We start from the raw sequence: 23,002 nt of genomic DNA, 5'->3' as shown, positions 1-23,002 counted from the left end.
AAGGCTATTGTTCCCAAAAATTGGCAATGGTGAACGGTAAGATGTACTATCTTGAGACAGTAATCGGTAGGCAGTGATCAGTAATCAGTGGAAAAGTGTTTACCTTTCCCTGCCTACTGTTGAGCGTTTACTGATTACTGTTAACTGATAACTGTTAACTGTTATGGTTGATTATTTAATTTTTCTGGCAATCTCTACGGCAATTTTTGCCCTATTTGGTCTGGGACTGAATTTACAGTGGGGCTTTACGGGGTTAATTAACTTTGGTCATATTGCTTTTATGACCTTGGGAGCTTATACAACAGTATTGTTAAGTTTAAAAGGCGTTCCTTTGCTGATATCAGCAGTGATTGGGGCGGTGGTAGCGGCTTTGTTGGGTTTGTTAATCGGTTTTGCGACTCTGCGTTTGCGAGAAGATTATCTGGCGATCGTCACTATTGGGACAGGCGAACTGATTCGCTTGGTGGTGAATAACCAAGAATTACCCGTAGGTGATACCTGGGTCTCTGGGGCGTTTGGTGTGCAAAGTTATACTATCCCCTTCTCCACAGAAACAAATTTGATTACGCGCCTAGTCATGATTGGGTTGCTGACGTTGTTGGCGGCTGTGACTTTTTTTGTTTTGTGGCGCTGGATTCGCACAGCCCAAAGATTTTTAGTGGCTGATACTGCTAAAAAAACCAGCAGCAAGCAAGAACTCGCATCACGTTTAGGTGTAGGGATGGTTTTGGGTTTGTTGACAGCCGCAATTTATCTATCTGGTTTGATTGGATTGTATAGTAACAACCCCAAAGCTGGTTTCATGCTGTTGTCGCTGTTGGTATTGGCGTTTGTTTTTTGGCGGTTAGAAATATTAGTGCGATCGCCTTGGGGTCGAGTTTTAAAAGCAATCCGCGAAGATGAAGAAATCCCCAAAGCTTTGGGTAAAAATGTCTTTTGGTATAAAATCCAATCGCTGATGTTGGGTGGTGCGATCGCTGGTGTGGCAGGTGCTTTCTTTGCTTGGCAATTAAGTGCGATTTATCCAGATAATTTCCAACCGCAGCTAACCTTTGACGCTTGGATTATGGTAATTTTGGGCGGTTCTGGAAATAACATCGGCACAATTTTAGGTGCGGTAATTTACTTTGCTTACGATGCCATTACTAGAGAAGTTCTACCCAGAATTATTCCTTTAGATGAAGCGCGGCTGGGTGCATTTCGGATTATGGTTATTGGTTTAATTTTAATGGTGCTAATGATTTGGCGACCGCAAGGTATCTTAGGGAAAAAGGAGGAACTCACCCTTGGTAAATAACCAATCATCGCCCCTTCCCCTATTAGCCGCCTCTGGACTTTGCAAAAGCTTTGGCGGGATCAAAGCAGTGAATGAGGCAACAATTGAAGTTGTTAAAGGTAGCATCACTGGGTTGATTGGCCCCAATGGTGCGGGTAAAACCACTTTATTTAACTTACTGTCTAACTTCATTCGTCCAGATAAGGGACGCGTGATTTTTGATGGCGAACAAATTCAGCAGTTGCAACCATACCAAATTGCCCAGCAGGGACTAGTTCGCACTTTCCAAGTAGCGCGAACTCTCTCGCGGTTGTCTGTGTTGGAAAATATGCTTTTGGCGGCGCAGAAGCAAACAGGTGAAAGTTTTTGGCAAGTGCAACTCCAACCCCACTTAGTCGCCAAAGAAGAAAAGCAATTGCAAGAACGGGCAATGTTTTTGTTAGAGTCTGTGGGGTTGGCGCAGAAAGCGCAAGATTATGCTGGATGTTTGTCTGGTGGACAACGCAAGCTGCTAGAAATGGGTAGGGCGTTGATGACTAACCCTAAGTTGATTTTGTTGGATGAACCAGCAGCCGGGGTGAATCCGAGATTAATTGATGATATATGCGATCGCATTGTCACCTGGAACCGCCAAGACGGTCTGACATTTTTAATTATTGAACACAATATGGATGTGATTATGTCCTTGTGCGATCGCGTTTGGGTACTGGCTGAAGGACAGAATTTAGCTGATGGTTCTCCCAACGAAATTCAAACTAATTCCCAAGTGTTAGAAGCTTATTTAGGAAAATAATTTTCTATTCAATCCACTCCCAGGAGTCAGAACTTAGAATAATATTCTGATTACTGACTCCTATATTCTTAATTTTTTTAATCATTCTCAATCCTGTAAATTACGCAAAAAAATGCCATCTTTTCTGTGAATGAATTTGCAACTAATTAACTCTCTTTGTAAGGTAAGGTAGTCAGAATGATAACGACCGAGAATGTCGTTCACCATCTGTTCGGAATATTCGACTTCTGACTCAAACTTAGTTGATAACCACTTGAGAATTACTAAACGCTTTTTGCGACTAACGGGAATTTCTTTGAGGCGTTGAACTCCATCTAAGCTGGTGGAATTGCTTTCTAGATAATTATTCAAAACTTTGCTTTCCCAAGCTTCAGTATCTATATGCTCAATTAAAGATGCTATCTTTCCTGGGGTAAAAATTTCCTTGCTGATGTTTTCTAAAGCTGCATTATCTAGCTGATATAAACGACTATTACCATCAGGACGCATAGTTACTAAATTTACTTCCTTCAGTTTCGTCAAATGGTGAGATACTGTCGGTTCTTTGAGTTGCATAAGTGCAGCTAATTCTTCCACACTACACTCTTGATTTGCCAAAATACCTACAATTTTTAATCTACTTTCGTCTGCTAACACTTTAAAAAACTGTAGCAAAGTCTCAAACTGTTCTTTTCTCATAATTTTCTGATAATTAATTCGACCCTAATCTAATTAGAAAGCAATCGAATTAGTGGTGCTGTCCTCCTAAAATGCAGCGATATTTCTACATTGGCTAAATTTTGAATTAATGTTAATTTTGCGATTTGTTTAGAGAGAAATTGAATTTTCTTAAGTTGTTCTTTACATTTCGCTATGCAGAAACATTCATGAGTTTAGGCAAGGAAGAATCCAGATAATTAAACAGGGTACTTCTTATGTACAAGTGGCTAAATTTCTAAGTATTGAGCAAAGTACCTTATACGTAGTTCTTCAAAACGAGCAAATTCCCTCGACTACAAAAAATGAACGGACGATGATTAGTCAAGGAGCCTTAATGGATTATTAAGTGAGGACAAGACTCCTCCTATAAGAAATTAAAATCGCTACCATTAAAAATTCAAAATATTGCTGATATTGAGGAGCGATCGCCAATATAATATAAACGATTAATTGGCAGAAAATACTATTAGTCTAGCGTAATAAAAACAAATCCCAGACCACAAAGATAATTTTCTGCCTGCACACAAAATCTTGGTAAAAAATTATATTTTAAGTAAACACAGAAAACTATCTGTGTTATTTTCATTTGAAATTTTCAAAAAAGTAGACTTGGCGATCGCTCTACCAAAACCAGCCCACTGGATTTATTGATAAATTAATATACAATATCTAGCTTCTTGAAATTATGACTGCTGTTATTCCCGTTGCGAAACCTGTTAGTCAGATGCAGTTGGCTCCTGGTAGTGCAGTCACTATACCAGATGTCAGTTGGTCAGAATTTGAGGCGATTTTAGGGGAGTTGGGAGAAAAACGGCGTGCGAGAGTAGCTTACAGTCAGGGTACTTTAGAAATTATGGTTCCTTTACCTGAGCAGGAAATACCCAGAGATATGCTTTCAGATATTGTCAAAATATTGCTAAAGGTAAAAGGTCTGAGATATCAACCTTTTGGTTCAACTACTTTCAAAAGAGAAGGTATAGCCGGAGTTGAACCCGACGCTTGCTTTTACATCCAAAATTATCAGCGGATGATTGGTTGTCGTCGCTTAGAACCTGACGATCCACCACCCGATTTAGCAATTCAATCTGATGTAACTTCTAAAACCAAACTTGATGCTTATGCAGCCATTGGCGTGCCGGAACTTTGGGTTTATGATAGCGGCACACTGAAAATTTATGTATTGCGTGAGGGAATTTATTTAGTTTATGATGATAGTCCTCTATTTGAAGACATCCCAATCAAGCAAATCATTCCTACTTTTGTGGAACGTGCTTGGCAAGTAGGTAATCTTCAGGCTTTAGAAGAATTTGAAGGGGCGATCGCATCAAAATAAAATTTCAGCAGACAATTTATCTATTGAGGCTGGGTGTCAGGGTGTCAGGGTGTTAGGGAAAAGAGTAACCATGTTAACTTAACTAAATTTAAGTTGAATGAGCTATCACTACAAAACTTACGAAAGAATTATTACTCGTTTAACCCTTACACCCCTATACCCTTTCACCCCTACACCCTTTTTTAACTGAACTGCTCTTCAACATCCAGGTTAAACAACATTTGTAGCGTTTGCATACAACGTCGTCTTGCCTCTACATCCTGCTGCGCTCGTAATTGCACCATTGGATCATGTAAAATTTTGTTAACTATTCCTCTTGTTAAAGCTTCGATCACTTCCTGGTGTTTGTCACCAAATTCTGAACCCAAGCGCGATAAAGCTTTTTCCAACTCTTGTTCGCGGATGGTTTCGATTTTATTTCGCAGACAGCTGATAGTAGTTACAGTTTCTAAACTGCGCCACCAAACATCGAAAGCTTCTACTTCTTCTTCTAAAAGTTTTTCGGCTTCCTGAGCCATTTTGCGGCGGCTTTCATAGTTTTGCGCCACCACTGCTTTTAAATCATCGACATTAAACGCCTGAACATTTGACAGTTCATTGACATCAGAGTGGACGTTACGCGGCACAGAGATATCAAATAACATCAAAGGACGGCCAGGTTCTAAAACTATTTCTAATTTGGCGCGGTCAAGTATTGGCTCTGTAGCCGAAGTGCTAGTAAATACTAAATCACTTTCGGCGATTACAGTCATCATTTCCGCCAATAAATGAGTACGGATTGGTTGATCAGAGAACTGCTTGGCTAATTCCTGGGCGCGATCGCGTGAGCGATTGACAATATTAATTTGTCCCGCACCTTTAGAAATTAAATGTTGTACCAGCAACCGCGACATTTTGCCAGCGCCGAGAATGGTCACGCGACAAGCAGATAAATTAGCAACTTTGATTTGCGCCAACTCCACAGCTGCCGAACTAATAGATACTGCACCAGTGCCAATACTTGTTTCGGTGCGTACCCGTTTTCCGGCTGTAATTGCTTGTTTAAATAATCGATTCAAAATTGTTTTTATACCATTGTATTGCTGCCCTAGCTTGTGGGTAGTCTTCACCTGAGCCAGAATTTGGCCTTCTCCCAGTACCAAGCTATCTAAACCAGCAGCAACTCTCATGATGTGCATTACAGCATCTTCATGCAGCAACACAAACAAATGTTGCCTTAAAGAAGATACAGGGAACTTGCTATGTTCTGAAAGAAACTGAGTAACTTCGCGGACACCTTGATCAGTTTCACTAGCAACAATGTAAATTTCCAGACGGTTACAAGTGCTGAGTATCGCAACTTCGTCAATGTGGGGGTAACTGGTTAAATTAGCGATCGCGCTTTCAGTTTGTGGTTCTGGAATACTCAGCTTTTCCCGAATTTCGACTGGGGCTGTTTTATGGCTTAACCCCACCACTGCAATATTCATTTCTTATCAATAATTAGTAATGGATTATTAACAATTGGTGAGTGTAGGCTGCTAAAAGATGAAGGCTGAAGGATGAAATTTTACACTTCATCCTTCGTACTTCATGCTTTCTTGATCCCTACTCCCTAATTTCTAGTGCAATTGCAGAGTCTTAGGCTGTTCTACCATGTGGATTGTATCGACAAATCTAGCTGTTTTAGACTGGCTAGAAATAACCAAGCTTTGAGTTCTTGCACCACCGTGGAAGAAGCGGACACCTTGCATCAAGTTACCAGGGGTAATACCGCAAGCAGCGAATAGAACGTTTTGACCAGAAGCAAGTTCATGAGAATCATAAACCTTATCAGGGTCATTGATATTCATAGACTTCAAACGGTCAATGTTAGCTTCTCTGCTTTCCCCAATTAGACCTGTTTTCACTACTGCTGGATCGTAGATCAATTGGCCTTGGAAATGTCCTCCCATTGCCCGCATAGCCGCCGCAGAAATCACGCCTTCAGGTGCAGCACCAATACCCATCAGTGCATGGATATTAGTTCCGGCAAAACCACAAGATATAGCTGCACCTACGTCACCATCAGAAATTAGTTGGACTCTAGCTCCCGCTTCGCGGATTTCTTTAATCAAATCGTTGTGACGTTCGCGCTTCATGACAACTACTACGAGTTCATCAATCGATCGCTCTAGACACTCGGAGAGAATCTTAAGGTTTTCGGTGGCTGACTTGTTAATGTCTACCTTCCCTTTAGCGGCTGGAGGTGCAGCTAGTTTCTTCATATAGAAGTCAGGTGCAGCAAACAAGCCACCTTTTTCCGAAATTGCCAACACAGCCATTGAACCAGGTTGTCCGTATGCTACTAAGTTTGTACCTTCGCAGGGGTCTACGGCAATGTCAATTTCGACTAATTCATCGGGGTTACAAAAGTCTTTTGCATCTGGACTAGTACAGATACCAACTTCTTCACCGATATAGAGCATGGGAGCGTCATCACGTTCCCCTTCTCCAATTACGATACGACCGCGCATATATATTTTATTCATGCGCTCCCGCATAGCTTCCACTGCTACTTGGTCAGCTGTGTTTTTTTCGCCTTTCCCCATCCACTTCGCAGATGCGATCGCGGCTTGTTCTACTACCTCAATAATCTCTAACCCAAGCGTATTTTCCACAGACTCACCCTCTCAACTGCTCTCTATTGCGTTATTTCATCTGGCCATTTCAGTTTTCAAGTCTACCAAAGTGCCGATACCTATGGAAAATGGTATTCACTCACACAATTGTTAATTTTTGCTGCTGATTGATGTCAATCAATACCAGTAAGAGGAAATTACAGTTCTTTTGTACTACTAGATAATTAGAGGTTACTTAGAAGATAAAATGTCTAAAGTTATTACAGCAAGAGACTTTAAGGCAGAATCAGCCAGTCTGAAATGATTTATAAATTAGCTAGTCAGTCAAAGAAATACATTTTTGTTGTGTGTATATCTAACTAGATATAGTCAAGAAAAATGCGTATAAGTTTACGAAAAAATTGGTTAAATCCCAAAACCAAGAGGAGGTTCAGCGTGTTTATTAGCAGCAGCGATCGCTCTAGCTTTAGATTGGCAACTGTGGACGATAACAATTTACGCTTTTTTTGCTGGATTAGTAGCAGTTGTTGTTGGTATCCGCATCATCAATTTAAATATTAATAGAACATCAGTACTATCGAGCATAGGTTTTATCCTCACTGGCTTAGGGGGTATCTGTGCCGCACCTGCTTTATAGTAGAAAACTAACCGGAATTGGCATTTAGCTGGCGCTTTCGCACTGATTGTAGCGGCTTTAATTTGGGCGCTTATTGGAATTTAGCTTACTGGAGTCATCTTGAAAGTTTTCAAAAGTGGATTCCAGTACCTATACGCTAACTAAATTTTTCATACTTCACATTTCATACTTCAAAATGATCTAGGCTAAAGGTAATTCACAAACATTCATAAAATACAAAACTTATGCTGGAATTTCTCAATCCCCTACTCGGTCGTCATCCAGAAAAAGTTCAAGCCAACGTCGAAATTTATACTTGGCAAACCTGCCCTTACTGCATCCGTGCCAAAATACTGCTGTGGTGGAAAGGCGTAAACTTTACCGAATACAAAATTGACGGCGACGAAGCCGCCAGAGCCAAAATGGCAGAACGCGCTAACAGTCGTCGAACTGTACCGCAGATTTTCATTAATAATCAACACATTGGCGGTTGCGATGACCTTTATCAGCTAGACACCAAAGGTCTACTTGACCCTCTGTTAACTCAGTTAGTATAAATAGCTTCCACATCTTGCACCTGTTCCAACGATGATTTTAGTAGAAATTTAATTAAGCATCAAAAACATCTTTAATTTCTAGAGAAATTAAATTAACCTTTAAAGATAAGGCGTGGGGTTAACCCTGCCAACTGCGGTGGAGACTAAATGCCGGTGTCTCTTCCGCAGTTCTAATTTTAGGGTTAAGCTAATTCAGCATAAAATTTTGTAAGCGAGTGCCTCTATGGAAAAGCAAGTTACCATATTTTCCTTCTTCTCAGGTGCAGGCTTTTTAGATTTAGGCTTTGAGATGGCTGGCTTTAAAGTCGCTTACGTCAACGAAGTTTTTGAGCCATTTATGGATGCGTATAAATACGCTAGGCATTGTCTTAACTTGCCAAGCCCTGAACACGGTTATTATTTAGGCAATATTATTGATTTTACTGAAGGAAATCAGAAGTTGGCTCTCAGCAAACTAGTAGGCATAGCGCGTGAAAATACAAATTTATTTGGGTTTATAGGGGGGCCGCCTTGTCCTGACTTCTCAGTAGGTGGTAAAAACAAAGGACGGGAAGGAGAGAATGGAAAATTATCATCCAATTATATTGACATAATTTGTCAGCAAAAACCAGACTTTTTTTTGTTTGAAAATGTTGAAGGTTTATGGAAAACAAAAAAACATCATGCTTTTTATGAAGAAATTAAGCAGAAGTTACATAATACAGGTTACGTTACAACTGAACGATTAATTAATGCTATTGAGTACGGTGTACCACAAGATAGAAATAGAATTATTTTGATTGGTTTCCGAAAAGAAATTCTTGTCAAAATGGGAATAGCTATAGATGGGTTAGAGTTACCCCCTGGCGTGTTTCCTTGGGAAAGTTATATTATTTATCCTAGAGCTAAAATTTTTTCTTGCCCTTGGAATGATAGAAATCCATTTCAGGAAGATTCTATTTTAGAATGTCCTAAGAACATCTATAAAGAATTAACCGTTGAACATTGGTTCAAAAAAAATAACGTAGACAATCATCCTAACTCTAAGCATTACTTTAAACCAAGACAAGGAATGGCACGTTTTGAATCGGTTGAAGAAGGAGATGATTCAAAGAAATCCTTTAAGCGGCTTCATAGATGGCGTTATTCGCCAACAGTATGTTATGGGAATAATGAAGTTCATTTACATCCTTATAAAAAACGCAGAATCTCGGTTGCAGAAGCATTGGCGTTGCAGTCTCTACCAAAAGAATTTGCCTTTCCTGATCACTTATCACTAACAAATATTTTCAAAGCAATTGGAAATGGTGTACCATTTCTTGCTGCACAAGCACTTGCCCTAAGTATTATTGATTTTTTGGGGTTTGCAGAATGAAGTTGACCGCATCGAATATTGTTAGTGCTATTGGTCAATTGCCAAAAGACAGCACTTACCAGTATATCAATCCAAAAACAAGAAACCAAATTGAAATAGTTCATATTACATATCCTGAAGGGCCAATCCTCATTAAACGTTACAATCCCGCTAAAGGAGAAACATCCTCTGGTGCTAGGGAGGAATCAATTTCTACTCAAATGATTTGGCGCATAGCAAATGCTTTTTTGCCAAATCAGCCTATTAATTTTGATCGGGTTCTTGGTGCGAGTTACAATACTAGATCTGTTCTGGAAACACTTCTGGCACATACTCCACAATTCTATTATTGTTATCCAGGAAGAATTGAGGTTATTAGCTCTTCTAGTCAAATCAAAGGCGGTCATAAACATTTGATGTGGTGTCCCGACAAACCACATGAACTTGGAGTTATTGGGCAAACTAATACGGAGATTGTAATTTCTGAAGTTCCTAATATTGAAATTGTCTATGATGCTCTCACTGTGCCTGATGATCTATTAGCTGGAGAGCTAGATATTGATATACAACGTCGTCATGCTCAAATGCAAATTGCTCTCATTTCTATAGGGCGGCAGCTTGGCTATAAAAGCTGGATTGCTCAGAATGATAAGGGAATTATTTACAATAATAGAAGGCTTGGTGAAATGGATGGAGTTATACCTTCATTACAATCATCAGGTACAGTAATTTCTGCATTTACTGATGCATTAAGAGCAGCCTTATTAATTGACTGTATTTGGTTTAAAAATGCGAGATTGATGCCTGCCGTAATTGAAATTGAACATAGCACAGGTGTGACAAGTGGGTTGACTCGAATGAAAGGATTCCAAGATTTATTACCTCCATTTCCAACCCGGTATGTTGTCGTTGCACCTGACGAAGACCGAGATAAGGTAGTCAGAGAGGCAAATAGACCTCAGTTCCGTTCTTTAAATGCCAGATTTTTTCCGTATTCATCAGTTGAAGAACTTTATGCTCTTTGTCAACGCCGTAAAATTCGTGGTGTAGGTGAGGAGTTCCTTGATTGCTATATGGAGCCGATAGTTCAGGCTTCGTAAAGACAGTCCTGTGTTCAGAAATATGGAGATAATAAACGCTGTTTTTACCAAAAGTCTAATACCCATGAAAAAAGGGGACGGTGCTAATGTCCCCTTTTCATTCATTAGCTAATAATTAGCTATTCACTAAACTGAACTCAGGTGTTTTTCTACCACTCCTTGAGGATTAGCCTCTGCACTATCTGCTTCTGAAGGTGGTACTAATTGCCAGAACTTAGACACAAATTCTTGCCAATTTTGCAGAATTATTTGCGCTTTGGGTGAACCAGTAAGTTCTGCGTGAGTTCTAATTAACTCTTGCAGTTGCTTCTGTCCTGCTTCTGTCAAGACTCGCTGAATTTTGACGTTTTCTCGATTGACTAATTCAGGGAATGAACCGTCTTCATCGAGGAAGTATGCCAAACCGCCAGTCATCCCCGCAGCGACATTACGTCCGACTTTACCAAGGACAACGATGACACCACCAGTCATGTATTCACAGCAGTGATCACCTGCGCCTTCGACTACGGCTGTACCTTTGGAGTTGCGGACGGCAAAGCGTTCACCTGCTAAACCGTTGGCAAATAAGAAGCCGCCAGTCGCACCGTAAAGGCAGGTATTACCGACAATCACGTTCTGGGATGGGTCATAGGTAGCTTCGGCTGGGGGTTTGATGATGATTTGACCACCGTGCATCCCTTTGCCTACGTAGTCGTTGGCTTCCCCTACCAGATTCAAGGTGATACCTGGGAGGTTAAATGCCCCAAAGCTTTGCCCTACGCTACCGTGGAAGTTGAGGTTAATTTGTCCTTCAAAACCAGCATCGCCATATTGCGAGGCGATCGCACCGGCTAATCTTGCACCTACTGTTCTATCTGTGTTGACTATCTTTAAAGTCTTTGTCACAGCAGATTGGTTGCGAATGGCTGCTTGAATTTCTCCATCAGCCAGCAATTGGTCATCGAGAACAACGCCGTTGCTGTGAACTTCTTCATGCACTAACCAGCTACGGTTGGTTTTCGTATCTGGTAGTTGCAGTAAGCAGTTGAGATTTAGTGATTGGGTTTTGGCAAGTGTCGCTTCAGGACGTGCTGTTAACAAATCTGCACGACCGATAATTTCTGATAAGGAACGGTATCCCAGTTTGGCTAACAAACTCCGCACTTCTTCCGCAACAAAATAGAAGAAGTTGACGACGTGTTCCGGTATACCCTTGAACCGCAAGCGTAGTTTTTCATCTTGAGTCGCTACACCTACAGGACAGGTGTTTTTGTGGCAAACTCGCGCCATTTGGCAACCTTCGGCAATCATGGCAATGGAACCGAAGCCAAATTCTTCGCCACCCATCAACGCAGCCATCAACACGTCCCATCCAGTCTTTAGTCCGCCATCTACACGCAAAATGACGCGATCGCGCAAACTATTCTGCATTAGGACGCGATGCACTTCACTTAAACCAAGTTCCCACGGAGAACCAGCGTGTTTAATCGAACTTAGCGGTGATGCCCCTGTACCACCATCATGCCCAGAAATCTGGATGATATCAGCGTTGGCTTTCGCTACACCCGCCGCAATTGTGCCGATGCCGATTTCTGCGACTAATTTTACTGATACCTGGGCTTTCGGGTTGATTTGGTGCAGGTCAAAAATCAGCTGCGACAAGTCCTCAATTGAGTAGATATCGTGGTGGGGTGGTGGCGAAATCAAGGTTACACCAGGCTTAGACCGCCGCAACATCGCAATGTAAGGACTAACTTTTGCCCCTGGTAGTTGTCCGCCTTCCCCTGGTTTTGCACCTTGGGCAATTTTGATTTCGATTTGTTTGGCGCTGGCTAAATACTCTGGTGTTACGCCAAACCTTCCTGATGCAACTTGCTTGATGGCACTGGAAGCTGTATCACCATTCCACAGTCCCTTCAGGTGGGGTAGGGTGGGGGAGTAGCCGGACTCGTCTACATCATCTAAAACGTTGTAACGTACAGGGTCTTCGCCACCTTCTCCAGAGTTGGATTTACCACCAATCCGGTTCATGGCGATCGCCAGAACTTCATGGGCTTCCCGTGACAATGCACCTAAAGACATCCCCCCAGTACAGAAGCGTTTCAGAATTTCTTCTGCTGATTCTACTTCTGCTAAAGGAATTGATTGGCGATCGCTTTGGAAGTCCAACAAATCGCGCAATGCAGTAATGGGTCTGCCTTGGAGATATTGTTTGTAAACTTCGTAATGGTCGTATTGCTTGGTTTTGACAGCCTCATGCAATGCTTTGGACATTTCCGGGCTGTTCATGTGGTACTCACCACCAGGACGGTAGTTGACAAAGCCCAAGTTTTCCAACTTCTTGGCGTTCAGTTCTGGAAAGGCTTTGCTGTGGATGGAAAGCACTTCTTGGGCAAGTTCGCTGACACTCAAACCACCAATGCGAGAAGCTGTACCTTGGAAACCCAGTTCTAGTAAATCCCCACCAATGCCGATCGCTTCAAAGATTTGCGCGGCTTGATAGCTAGACAGCAAGGATATCCCCATTTTCGAGAGGATTTTCAGCAATCCTGATTCCACAGCTTTGCGGTAATTACCAATCGCTTGTTCTAAGCTGAGGCTGGTCAATTTACCTCGTTCCATGAACTGCTGAGTTCTGGGGTCAAACCACCAATTTCGCACTGTATCTAAAGCCATGTAAGGGCAAACTGCACCTGTACCATAGCCAATCAAGCAAGCAAAGTGATGGGTACTCCAGCACTGGGCTGTATCCACAATTAGGGATGTCTTCGTCCGCAGTCCTTCGCGGATCAGGTGGTGATGGACTGCACCCACAGCCAATAAAGGCGGGATATAGCTGGATTCTGAACTAATACCACCACCAGCGCGATCGCTCAAGATTAATATCTTTGCACCCGCCCGAACAGATTCAGCGGCTTGTGCTTGTAAAGCTTGGACGGCAGATTTTAACCCTTCTGGGCCATTGGCTATGGGAAATACAGTTGACAATTCCGCCGTTGCAAAACCAGAAACTTTAATCGCATCTAATTCTGCTTCTGTCAAGACTGGCGAATCCAGTTTCAGCCTCTTGGCATATTCTGGCTTTGGTTCTAATAAATTGCCCCGTTCACCCAATTCCACCTTCAAGGACATCACCAGCTTTTCTCGCAGAGGGTCAATTGCTGGGTTGGTAACTTGAGCAAACCGCTGTTTGAAATAGTCATACAACAGGTGGGGTTTACTGGACAATACTGCTAACGGAATATCATCCCCCATACAAAAGGTTGGTTCTGCACCATTCCCCGCCATTTGTTCAATCACCATTTCCACATCTTCGCTGGTGTAGCCAAAGGCTGTTTGCTGGCGGAGTAAGGTTTGTTTGTCAACGGTGAATTGTCCTTTGCCGTTGCCGTTCCCATTGCCATTTCCATTGCCATTTGTCCCATGAGCATTGACTAATGACTTTAAATCTTGGCGATAGTTTTGCAACCATTCCCCGTAGGGATGCTGCTGGGCAATTCGTTGTTTAATTTCCCAGTTTTTCAGGATTTCATGAGTTTCTAAGTCCACGGCGATCATTTGCCCTGGGCCTAGTCTGCCTTTCTCTAGAATATTGGCTTCTGGAAAGTCAACTACACCTGCTTCCGATGCCACAACAATGTAATCATCTTTGGTAATGACATAGCGTGCAGGTCGTAGACCGTTGCGGTCAAGTGTCGCGCCGACTTTCTTACCATCACCAAACACTAACAGTGCTGGGCCGTCCCAAGCTTCTTGCAACCCACTGTAATATTCGTAGAAATCAGTAATTTCGGGATAATCATGCAATGATGGCTGATTTTGGTAAGCCTCTGGCACCATAATCATCAAAGCTTCCAATGGGCTGCGTCCCGAACGTACTAGTAATTCTAGGATATTATCTAGAGTTGCCGAGTCGCTGCTATCTAAAATAACTAAAGGCTTGAGTTCATCATTGCGATCGCCCCAGACTGGATGACTAATACTGGCTTCTCTTGCCATCATCCAGTTGATATTACCCAATAGCGTATTAATTTCCCCGTTATGTCCCAACAACCGCATTGGCTGGGCTAAAGGCCATTTGGGCATTGTGTTGGTACTAAAGCGGCGATGATAAACGGCAAAACCACTTTTATATTCGGGATTTTTTAAATCCGCATAAAAGTCTCCCAATACAGCAGAACGCACCATGCCTTTATAGACAATTGTGCGGCTGGATAAGGAGCAAATATAAAAGTCTTCTGATACAGCTTTGGCCGCTTTAAAAATCCGCTTGCGGGCAATGTACAACTGTCTTTCTAATTCATCACCTGTTTTATCGGCTGTGAGAAAAACTTGTTCTATTTGAGGTTGATTTTCTTTAGCTTGTATTCCCAATAGGTGGGGATGCACTGGGACTTCTCGCCAGCCCAGCACTGTTAATTTTTCTTCTGCTGCAACTTTCTCAACTTGGGCTTTCGCTTTTTGCGCTACTTCTCGGTCTTGGGGTAAGAATATCATCCCCACAGCAACATTGCTGGTAGAAGATATTTCCATCCTGCCTGAGAAATATTCTTTTTGTAACAACTCCCAAGGAATAGCTGTTAATATACCTGCACCATCACCAGAGTCATGGTCGGCACTACAACCACCACGATGTTCCAAGCAGGTCAATGCGGCTAAAGCTTTAGTAACGATTTCATGGCTGGCAATATTTTGGCGATGTGCAATAAAACCTACACCACAAGCATCTCTTTCCTCTACTAACCACCTTTGTCCTGGGTAGGTATTTCTAGAGTCATTATCCGAAAATGTCGTTGTTTGCAATTGATTCACCCTTTGATCGTTCATAGCCTATTCCTGAGAGTTAAGTCACAAATTTTGCCACTGCTTGGGAGAGAAGTTTCGCAATTTCGCGTCGCAGTAATACATAAATCACTGGAATTTAGGGAAAAAAAATTTTAACTGCGGTTATTTGTGAATTTAACCGTGTTAAAATTATTGCGTTAATTCTTATGTGTTTATGCTGGGTTAGACAAATTCCATCTTGTCCTAATTTTATCTATTTTGGTTCTAAACCAAGTTTTTTCTCAGTTTTCCTCAGATGACAGATGTTTGTCAGGTAGACAGCCTCAGCTTACCTAACACAAAATTTCAACTGAAAAACTCACTATTATAAAAGTTGTAAGATTCCTGATTCAGCAACAAAATCAGCGTATTACACTATATACCCATTTGACAATTCCTAAATATTTTTATTGTTGTCTATATTGGCTGCTCACCCGTTGCAACTCTTGTTACTAACAACTATGCCTCACCTCTAAGTAACAAAACAGCAACTATGAGTGAGGAAAGAGTATTTTAAATATACATTTGATGACCAAAACTATATATTTATAGTTTGGCAGGAACTAGTGCCAGTTAAAACAGTCAGTTACAGTGGTTTTAGCGGAACAAGGGCTTGTGATTCTCATAAGAGATAACTAGCCAATATATAGGTTATCACGTTTATTGAAAAGTTAAATCAGCTAATTTAAAGAGTTGCCGACAATCAGTTCAGCTTGTCTCTCAGGTGAGAACTTACAAAAGTACTGCATAAAAGATGTTAAAAATGCCAAATTTGGATCGAAAAAAATTTGATACTTCCGTGACTAAGACTCTTCAATACCAAGCCTTGCGGGTAACTGTATCACCAATCATTGCAACAATACTCAGTTTATCTCCTACTTGGGTTGTCATAGCTCAACCTACGCCAGAGATAACGCCGCGATCGCCTGCATCGCCTATGCGAAAAGCCCCATCTTCTGGTAATCAAATTTCTCTCAATGGTCGGACAATACCCGGCGCTTGGTTAGTAAAATCAGGCATATATGATCAACCAATAATTTATCTCAGCGATGGCGTATTTCGACAGACGATTGGAGTTGATTTCTTAAACAGCAATAATCCAGATAGACAACCAATCCAGTGGTTTTCCGCAACTACCAGTCCACTGGTTTTAGAAACTCAGCTACAAAACGGATATCGCTATTTAGATATTACTAATTTTGTTCAACAAGCAAATTGGCAGTTACAAACTAATGGTAACACCTTGGTAATTGTCACACCCCAAGCGCAAATCAAAAATATTCTTACTGGTGAGCAACCTCTCAATCCACCTGGGATTAATACTATCCGCGAAAACCGCATTGTCGTCGATTTAGACCGACCCACACCTTGGATAGTCAGACAAGGATTACCAATTAAACCAGCGCAAACAACACCAGCAGATGATCCAGATGCGATCGCACCAAAACCAACCACCCTACCTAATCGAGAATGGACAATTACTCTGGATGCTGTAGCTGATCCTGCCTTAATCCAACGTTATAATCCCACACCAGCACCGACATCATTACCAAACCTGCTCAAGCAATTACTACCGGCAACACCACCAACACCTGATAAATTGATTCAAAAAGTCGAGGTGGTGAATAACCAAACCATTCTTCGTCTCAGTGTTCCCTTTGGTTGGTCTCCCCGCATAACTACAATAGATAATCCCCATCGCCTCAGCGTGGAGATTCGCCCTGATGCAATGGTAGAACGAAATATTGCCTGGGCTAATGGGTTGCGCTGGCGACAACAATATATAAGTTTAGGAAAAGAACGTTTTCCCGTGGTGTGGTTAGAAGCTAACCCCCGCGCAGTTACTCTCAAACCAATTTGGACAACTCCTGAGACTGTAGTTGGTACTGCTCCTTTAATTCAAACAGCGCAAAAATACTTAGCATTGGCGGCAATTAATGGTGGTTATTTTAACCGCAATAATAAATTGCCTTTAGGTGCAATTCGTCAAAATAACCAGTGGATATCCGGGCCAATTCTGAATCGAGGTGCGATCGCCTGGAATAACTCTGGGCAATTTTACGTAGGTCGTCTCACCTTACAAGAAACTTTAATCGCTCCTAATAATTTCAGCTTACCGATTCTATTTCTCAATAGTGGTTACGTACAAAGCGGTATTGCTCGCTACACTCCTAGCTGGGGACAAACTTACACTCCCCTCACAGACAATGAAACTATCCTCTTAGTTCAAAACAATGAAGTTAGCAGTCAGCTATCAGGCGGGAAAGCTGGACAAACTCCTATCCCCATCCCCCAAGATGGTTACTTGCTCACCCTGCGCGGAACAGCTGGAAGTGCTGCGAATCAACTACCTATAGCGACCAAAGTCACTCTTACTAGTGCTACTACACCTGCTGATTTTAGTCGTTACCCCAATATTGTGGGAGCCGGGCCATTATTAATTCAAAACGGTCAAATTGTCCTGGATGCGAAAGCTGAAAAATTCAGCAATGCTTTTATTGCCGAAAAGGCCATTCGTAGTGGAATTTGTACCACAGCTACAGGTACGCTGATGATTGTGGCTGTGCATAATCGCGCTGGTGGCGCAGGGCCTACTCTAGCAGAACACGCTCAATTGATGAAACAGCTTGGCTGTGTTAATGCTTTAAATTTAGATGGTGGTAGTTCAACTAGTCTGTATTTAGGAGGACAATTACTCGACCGTTCTCCAAATACTGCGGCTCGTGTACATAACGGTATTGGGATTTTTTGGCAACAAAGATGATGAAAGGTAGGAGCTTGGAAATAGAAATTAGAACGTATTATTTGAGATGGGTTTGATACTCACCTCTAGCCTCTAACCCTAGCTCTTTCAACCTGATTTCCTTTTTTTAAAGATTAGAATAAGCTGGAATAGTTCTAAATAAAGAGTTTGTATATTCACCATAGTTTAGTCGTGACTCTTTACACCCTTAAGTTTGATTTTGTTATGGTTAGCAAGGTGTAATTGAATTGCTGATTTTCACGGTTGCAAGATTGCGCCAGATTTTTCCATCAATGGTTAAGAAGTAAGGACAGCTTGTTATGTCTCCAAACGAGGTAACTATGGCTCAATATCAAGAAACCGCACCAACTATGACTTTACCCCTATCTGCGGCGATCGCTAATCGCGGCGTGGCTGCAACTGAATTGCGTCCTTGGGGTTCTTTTACTATTTTGGAAGAAGGGCGTGGATATAAAATTAAACGCATCGAAGTTAAGCCAGGACACCGCCTCAGCTTACAAATGCACCATCATCGCAGCGAACATTGGATTGTTGTCTCTGGCACAGCTAGAGTCACTTGTGGCGATCAAGAAATACTGTTGGGTAATAATCAGTCAACCTATGTACCTCAGTGTACATCCCATCGTCTAGAAAATCCCGGAGTAATCCCCTTAATCCTCATTGAGGTTCAAAATGGCGAATATCTAGGGGAAGATGATATTATCCGCTATCAAGATGATTATGCTCGGACAGAAAACTAAGCCTGATACTTAAACCGAGATATCGGAAGCTAGTATTGCTGTGAAATCAAAAGTCAGAAAGCAGATAGAGAAACCTGTTTAGCAATTTGAAACAGGTGCTTTATTTACGCCGCAGTGTACTAGCAAGAAAAATTACCCTCCGCAAATTTTTGTATGCTTCAGTCAGAAATTTACGGAGGGGCGATTGATAATTTACTTAGCCCATATCCTTAACTGCTATTTTTAACCCAAAAACGCTCAATTATTTGATTTATTTGCCTGATTATTCAGTTTGTTTACAGTTATTCTGCAATGAAATAAATCTACCACTGGGTTTTGCAAATCAACCTCTTCATTTACAATGAAAAAGCAAAAACTAGTTTTTTAGATTTCTTAGTCACGCCATCTGTTCTGAAGGTGGGCTTGCAATTGCCAAAACAAATTCAATGATTCAACTGAGTCAAGCAGCCAAAATTGAAATTGAACGATTAAAGTCAAAGCAAAAGCCTAATGCCTTGGTCAGGTTAGCTGTGAAACAAGGCGGATGCTCTGATTTATTTTACGATATGTCATTTGATCAGCTTGTCCAAGAAAGCGATCGCACTTTTGAGGTGAGTGGTCTGCAAGTTCTTATAGATAACCAAAGCTTAAAATATGTCAATGGGTTAGTATTAGATTATTCTGAAGATTTGATGGGTGGAGGCTTTCGCTTCCACAATCCGCAAGCTGTTGCTACCTGTAGCTGTGGTAATTCATTTTCGATTACGCAAGAATCCATCAGCCACAGTTCATAGTCAAAAATTGCTCCCTCTAGACGGAAAATAATTGCCTTGTCAAATTAGTTTGACAGAAAAGCAATAAAAAAGATATAATCAGGATTTGTTAAAACTTAGACACCCTAAGCAGCTTCTCGCGCTGTGACTCATGCCAACCATACAGCAACTAATACGTAGCGAACGCGAAAAAGCGCGTCAGAAAACCAAGTCTCCAGCTCTCAAGCAATGCCCGCAACGCCGGGGTGTTTGTACCAGAGTTTACACAACCACACCTAAAAAGCCTAACTCAGCCCTACGTAAAGTAGCAAGGGTAAGACTGACATCGGGATTTGAGGTGACAGCCTACATACCGGGGATTGGTCATAATTTACAAGAACACTCCGTTGTCATGATCCGTGGTGGTCGGGTCAAGGACTTGCCAGGGGTAAGATACCATATCATCCGTGGCACTTTAGATACCGCTGGTGTTAAAGACCGCAAGCAAGGCCGTTCCAAGTATGGAACTAAGCGCCCGAAAGAAGTCAAAAAATAAGGCAAAAGCGATTAGTCGTGTTTAATGGCGATTAGTCGCTTTGCCAGGAAGCGCTAAAAAATATAAAAAGTTAGCGATCGCTCTCAAACAGTTGTGAAAATAGATAAAATTGTCTGTTTTCAAAAGTTAAATTAGTTAAGTTACCACTGCCAGCCTGCACTCAGCGAGCAAGTGTAGATTCTCTGAAAATTGCTGTAAGCGACAGTAGCATTTTCAATCTATAAAGTAATACCTGTGATGTTGTCGCTTTGTCTGTCCCATCAAGGATAGCAAGTCAGCAATTCAGGGTCGCTGCAACTGTAATGAAAAAAATGCGAAAGTCTGAGTGGCAGCTTCCACCACTCCGCTACTGCGCTGTCTGATAGCATATAATTTCGTTGCCAAATTCCGAATTAAGGGTAAAGTATGTCTCGTCGTGGTGTAGTTCAAAGGCGGCCAGTTCCGCCTGACTCCGTTTATAACAGTCGTCTGGTGAGCATGATTATTCGCCGGATCATGCGTCACGGAAAAAAATCCCTAGCTGCACGCATTGTATATGATGCGCTCAAAACCATTGAAGAACGCACTGGCAATGCTGCGTTAGACACTTTTGAAAGAGCAGTGCGTAATGCAACACCTTTGGTAGAAGTGAAAGCTCGGCGTGTTGGTGGTGCAACTTACCAAGTACCAATGGAAGTACGTTCAGAACGTGGTACTACCCTAGCACTGCGTTGGTTAGTGCAATTTTCTCGCTCAAGACCAGGGCGCACAATGGCTGGCAAATTAGCCAATGAATTAATGGATGCAGCCAACGAAAGTGGTAACGCTATCCGCAAACGGGAAGAAACGCATCGTATGGCAGAAGCTAACAAAGCCTTTGCCCACTATCGTTACTAAAAACAACGCAGCGATATATCCAGCCTCAAGAAGCGGTATATCGCCAACAGATAAAAACCCAGACGGTTATCCGTAAAAGTATAGAATCTTAACAAAGAGTAATATACAAGATATCATGAGGCAAAAACTATAGGAGGCTACTGTGGCACGTACCAACCCGCTAGAGAGAGTACGCAATATCGGAATTGCGGCGCATATAGATGCGGGAAAAACAACAACAACAGAGAGAATATTATTTTACTCTGGGATAATTCATAAAATTGGTGAAGTTCACGAAGGAACTGCTGTAACTGACTGGATGGAGCAAGAGCGGGAGCGGGGAATCACAATCACTGCTGCGGCGATTAGTACCAGTTGGAAAGATTATCAAATTAACATTATCGATACTCCTGGTCACGTAGACTTCACAATTGAAGTAGAACGTTCCATGCGCGTGTTGGATGGTGTAATTGCAGTATTTTGTTCAGTAGGTGGGGTACAACCACAATCTGAGACAGTGTGGCGGCAAGCAGATCGCTACGCAGTACCTCGGATTGCCTTCATTAACAAAATGGATCGCACAGGTGCAAACTTTTATAGAGTTCACGACCAAATGCGCGATCGCCTACGGGCAAATGCCATTGCCATTCAACTGCCCATTGGTAGCGAAAACGACTTCAAAGGCATTGTAGACTTAGTACGGAAGCGTGCATATATCTATAACAATGACCAAGGTACAGATATTCAAGAAACGGATATCCCGGCAGAATTGGAAGATCAAGTCGAAGAATACTACACCAAGCTGGTAGAAGCTGTTGCTGAAACCGATGATGCTTTGATGACTAAGTACTTCGATGGTGAAGCACTGACAGAAGAAGAAATCAAGGCAGCCCTGCGAAAAGGGACAATTGCTGGCAAAATCGTGCCGGTACTTTGTGGTTCAGCCTTTAAAAATAAAGGCGTGCAGTTAATGTTGGATGCAGTGGTAGATTATCTGCCTGCACCAACAGAAGTACCGCCAATTCAAGGCACACTTCCCAACGGTGATACAGTCGAGCGCCACGCTGATGATAATGAACCTCTAGCAGCTTTGGCTTTTAAGATTATGGCTGACCCCTACGGTCGCCTCACCTTTGTGCGGGTTTATTCCGGTGTTCTAAAAAAAGGTAGCTATGTATTAAATGCTACTAAAAATAAGAAAGAACGGATATCCCGCTTAGTGCTGATGAAGGCAGATGATCGCCAAGATGTGGAGGAACTACGGGCAGGTGATCTAGGTGCTGCACTGGGATTAAAAGACACCTTAACGGGGGATACAATTACTGATGAAGGCTCACCAGTAATTCTAGAATCTCTATTTATTCCAGAACCTGTAATCTCGGTAGCGGTTGAACCCAAAACCAAGAACGACATGGATAAGTTATCCAAGGCTCTGCAATCTCTGTCTGAAGAAGACCCAACCTTCCGTGTCAATGTTGACCCAGAAACCAACCAAACTGTAATTGCAGGGATGGGAGAACTCCACCTAGAAATTTTGGTGGATCGGATGTTACGCGAATTCAAAGTGGAAGCAAACGTTGGTGCGCCACAAGTAGCTTACCGCGAAACGATTCGGAAACAAGTTACCAATGTAGAAGGTAAGTTCATCCGTCAAAGTGGTGGTAAAGGTCAATATGGTCACGTTGTGATCAACTTGGAACCAGGAGAACCAGGTACAGGTTTTGAATTTGTCTCTAAAATTGTTGGTGGCGTAGTACCGAAAGAGTATATTGGCCCAGCAGAGCAAGGGATGAAAGAAAGCTGTGAATCTGGTATTTTAGCTGGATATCCACTGATTGACGTGAAAGCGACGCTAGTTCATGGCTCTTACCACGACGTAGACTCTTCAGAAATGGCTTTTAAAATCGCTGGATCAATGGCAATGAAAGAAGCTGTACTGAAAGCTTCACCAGTACTATTAGAGCCTATGATGAAAGTTGAGGTGGAAGTTCCTGAAGACTATATTGGGAACGTCATTGGCGATCTCATATCCCGTCGGGGACAGATTGAAAGCCAAAGTACTGAACAGGGACTCGCGAAAGTGGCATCTAAAGTTCCACTAGCGACTATGTTTGGCTACGCCACCGATATTCGGTCGAAGACCCAAGGTCGAGGTATCTTTACGATGGAGTTCAGCCACTACGAAGAGGTGCCTCGCAGCGTAGCGGAAACTATCATTGCAAAAAGTAAAGGGAACGCTTAATTAA

17 protein-coding genes are annotated in these 23,002 nt (G+C 42.1%); 13 read left to right on the top strand and 4 right to left on the bottom strand.

Features of this window, described 5'->3' with window-relative positions; genetic code table 11:
• The first annotated feature begins 163 nt into the window (after positions 1 to 163).
• Complete coding sequence (locus IQ244_RS14055) at positions 164 to 1,297, top strand: branched-chain amino acid ABC transporter permease (protein WP_193894959.1); 1,134 nt, start codon at positions 164 to 166, stop codon at positions 1,295 to 1,297.
• Positions 1,287 to 2,069, top strand: a complete 783-nt coding sequence (locus IQ244_RS14050; RefSeq protein ID WP_193894958.1) for an ABC transporter ATP-binding protein — start codon at positions 1,287 to 1,289, stop codon at positions 2,067 to 2,069. The genes IQ244_RS14055 and IQ244_RS14050 overlap by 11 nt, the downstream gene beginning before the upstream one ends.
• Positions 2,070 to 2,156: 87 nt before the next feature.
• Here the strand turns inward: IQ244_RS14050 and IQ244_RS14045 are convergent, their stop codons facing one another.
• A complete protein-coding gene (locus tag IQ244_RS14045; protein WP_193894957.1) occupies positions 2,157 to 2,747 on the bottom strand; it encodes a metalloregulator ArsR/SmtB family transcription factor in 591 nt (196 codons plus the stop codon).
• A 706-nt stretch (positions 2,748 to 3,453) separates the two neighbouring features.
• Here IQ244_RS14045 and IQ244_RS14040 point away from each other — a divergent pair.
• Positions 3,454 to 4,101 carry a Uma2 family endonuclease gene (locus tag IQ244_RS14040; protein ID WP_193894956.1) on the top strand — a complete coding sequence of 216 codons (648 nt, stop codon included), beginning with the start codon at positions 3,454 to 3,456 and terminating at the stop codon, positions 4,099 to 4,101.
• Between the two features lie 182 nt (positions 4,102 to 4,283).
• Here IQ244_RS14040 and IQ244_RS14035 read toward each other — a convergent pair whose 3' ends face one another.
• Entirely contained in the window at positions 4,284 to 5,570 is a 1,287-nt protein-coding gene (locus tag IQ244_RS14035) for a glutamyl-tRNA reductase (protein ID WP_193894955.1), read from the bottom strand.
• Between the two features lie 132 nt (positions 5,571 to 5,702).
• Positions 5,703 to 6,740 carry a class II fructose-bisphosphatase gene (gene glpX / locus IQ244_RS14030; RefSeq protein WP_193894954.1) on the bottom strand — a complete coding sequence of 346 codons (1,038 nt, stop codon included), beginning with the start codon at positions 6,738 to 6,740 and terminating at the stop codon, positions 5,703 to 5,705.
• Between the two features lie 370 nt (positions 6,741 to 7,110).
• Here glpX and IQ244_RS32485 point away from each other — a divergent pair, with 370 nt between their 5' ends.
• The 4 genes from IQ244_RS32485 (at position 7,111) to IQ244_RS14010 (ending at position 10,307) form a co-directional block, all read left to right on the top strand.
• Positions 7,111 to 7,338, top strand: coding sequence for a DUF981 family protein (locus tag IQ244_RS32485; RefSeq protein ID WP_322746065.1), 228 nt, complete (start codon positions 7,111 to 7,113; stop codon positions 7,336 to 7,338).
• 224 nt (positions 7,339 to 7,562) lie between these two features.
• Positions 7,563 to 7,874, top strand: coding sequence for a glutaredoxin 3 (grxC, locus tag IQ244_RS14020; RefSeq protein WP_193894953.1), 312 nt, complete (start codon positions 7,563 to 7,565; stop codon positions 7,872 to 7,874).
• Positions 7,875 to 8,097: 223 nt separating this feature from the next.
• Positions 8,098 to 9,228, top strand: a complete 1,131-nt coding sequence (locus IQ244_RS14015) for a DNA cytosine methyltransferase (RefSeq protein ID WP_193894952.1) — start codon at positions 8,098 to 8,100, stop codon at positions 9,226 to 9,228.
• Positions 9,225 to 10,307, top strand: coding sequence for a hypothetical protein (locus IQ244_RS14010; RefSeq protein ID WP_228058914.1), 1,083 nt, complete (start codon positions 9,225 to 9,227; stop codon positions 10,305 to 10,307). The genes IQ244_RS14015 and IQ244_RS14010 overlap by 4 nt, the downstream gene beginning before the upstream one ends.
• Positions 10,308 to 10,433: 126 nt before the next feature.
• Here IQ244_RS14010 and gltB read toward each other — a convergent pair whose 3' ends face one another.
• Positions 10,434 to 15,113, bottom strand: coding sequence for a glutamate synthase large subunit (gene gltB, locus IQ244_RS14005; protein ID WP_193894951.1), 4,680 nt, complete (start codon positions 15,111 to 15,113; stop codon positions 10,434 to 10,436).
• A 751-nt stretch (positions 15,114 to 15,864) separates the two neighbouring features.
• On the opposite strand from gltB, the gene IQ244_RS14000 reads away from it, so the two are divergent.
• From IQ244_RS14000 to fusA, 6 genes are all read left to right on the top strand, one after another.
• Positions 15,865 to 17,874: a phosphodiester glycosidase family protein gene (locus IQ244_RS14000; protein ID WP_193894950.1), complete on the top strand. Its 2,010-nt coding sequence runs from the start codon at positions 15,865 to 15,867 to the stop codon at positions 17,872 to 17,874.
• Between the two features lie 320 nt (positions 17,875 to 18,194).
• Positions 18,195 to 18,614, top strand: coding sequence for a cupin domain-containing protein (locus IQ244_RS13995; protein WP_193894997.1), 420 nt, complete (start codon positions 18,195 to 18,197; stop codon positions 18,612 to 18,614).
• A gap of 425 nt (positions 18,615 to 19,039) precedes the next feature.
• On the top strand, positions 19,040 to 19,387 hold the full coding sequence (locus tag IQ244_RS13990; RefSeq protein ID WP_193894949.1) for a HesB/IscA family protein: 348 nt from the start codon (positions 19,040 to 19,042) through the stop codon (positions 19,385 to 19,387).
• Positions 19,388 to 19,517: 130 nt separating this feature from the next.
• Positions 19,518 to 19,901 carry a 30S ribosomal protein S12 gene (gene rpsL, locus IQ244_RS13985; RefSeq protein WP_193894948.1) on the top strand — a complete coding sequence of 128 codons (384 nt, stop codon included), beginning with the start codon at positions 19,518 to 19,520 and terminating at the stop codon, positions 19,899 to 19,901.
• Between the two features lie 405 nt (positions 19,902 to 20,306).
• Positions 20,307 to 20,777: a 30S ribosomal protein S7 gene (rpsG, locus tag IQ244_RS13980; RefSeq protein WP_193894947.1), complete on the top strand. Its 471-nt coding sequence runs from the start codon at positions 20,307 to 20,309 to the stop codon at positions 20,775 to 20,777.
• 142 nt (positions 20,778 to 20,919) lie between these two features.
• Positions 20,920 to 22,998 (top strand): elongation factor G, encoded by a 2,079-nt coding sequence (gene fusA / locus IQ244_RS13975; protein ID WP_193894946.1) that lies wholly within the window; start codon positions 20,920 to 20,922, stop codon positions 22,996 to 22,998.
• Positions 22,999 to 23,002 lie beyond the last annotated feature (4 nt).

The sequence above is a fragment of the Nostoc sp. LEGE 06077 genome, assembly GCF_015207705.1.
In the GTDB taxonomy this organism is placed as follows: Bacteria; Cyanobacteriota; Cyanobacteriia; order Cyanobacteriales; family Nostocaceae; genus Nostoc_B.
The sequence above is the reverse complement of the archived record's forward strand: the minus strand, read 5'-3'. Positions and strand labels throughout refer to the sequence as shown.

Excerpts from the sequence above, each read along its gene's own strand:
- grxC (WP_193894953.1), top strand. The coding sequence starts at position 7,563 with ATGCTGGAATTTCTCAATCCCCTACTCGGTCGTCATCCAGAAAAAGTT.
- IQ244_RS14000 (WP_193894950.1), top strand. The coding sequence starts at position 15,865 with ATGTTAAAAATGCCAAATTTGGATCGAAAAAAATTTGATACTTCCGTG.
- IQ244_RS13990 (WP_193894949.1), top strand. The coding sequence starts at position 19,040 with ATGATTCAACTGAGTCAAGCAGCCAAAATTGAAATTGAACGATTAAAG.
- IQ244_RS14010 (WP_228058914.1), top strand. The coding sequence starts at position 9,225 with ATGAAGTTGACCGCATCGAATATTGTTAGTGCTATTGGTCAATTGCCA.
- IQ244_RS14035 (WP_193894955.1), bottom strand. The coding sequence starts at position 5,570 with ATGAATATTGCAGTGGTGGGGTTAAGCCATAAAACAGCCCCAGTCGAA.
- rpsL (WP_193894948.1), top strand. The coding sequence starts at position 19,518 with ATGCCAACCATACAGCAACTAATACGTAGCGAACGCGAAAAAGCGCGT.
- rpsG (WP_193894947.1), top strand. The coding sequence starts at position 20,307 with ATGTCTCGTCGTGGTGTAGTTCAAAGGCGGCCAGTTCCGCCTGACTCC.
- IQ244_RS14015 (WP_193894952.1), top strand. The coding sequence starts at position 8,098 with ATGGAAAAGCAAGTTACCATATTTTCCTTCTTCTCAGGTGCAGGCTTT.
- IQ244_RS14055 (WP_193894959.1), top strand. The coding sequence starts at position 164 with ATGGTTGATTATTTAATTTTTCTGGCAATCTCTACGGCAATTTTTGCC.
- IQ244_RS14040 (WP_193894956.1), top strand. The coding sequence starts at position 3,454 with ATGACTGCTGTTATTCCCGTTGCGAAACCTGTTAGTCAGATGCAGTTG.
- IQ244_RS13995 (WP_193894997.1), top strand. The coding sequence starts at position 18,195 with ATGGCTCAATATCAAGAAACCGCACCAACTATGACTTTACCCCTATCT.
- IQ244_RS14045 (WP_193894957.1), bottom strand. The coding sequence starts at position 2,747 with ATGAGAAAAGAACAGTTTGAGACTTTGCTACAGTTTTTTAAAGTGTTA.
- gltB (WP_193894951.1), bottom strand. The coding sequence starts at position 15,113 with ATGAACGATCAAAGGGTGAATCAATTGCAAACAACGACATTTTCGGAT.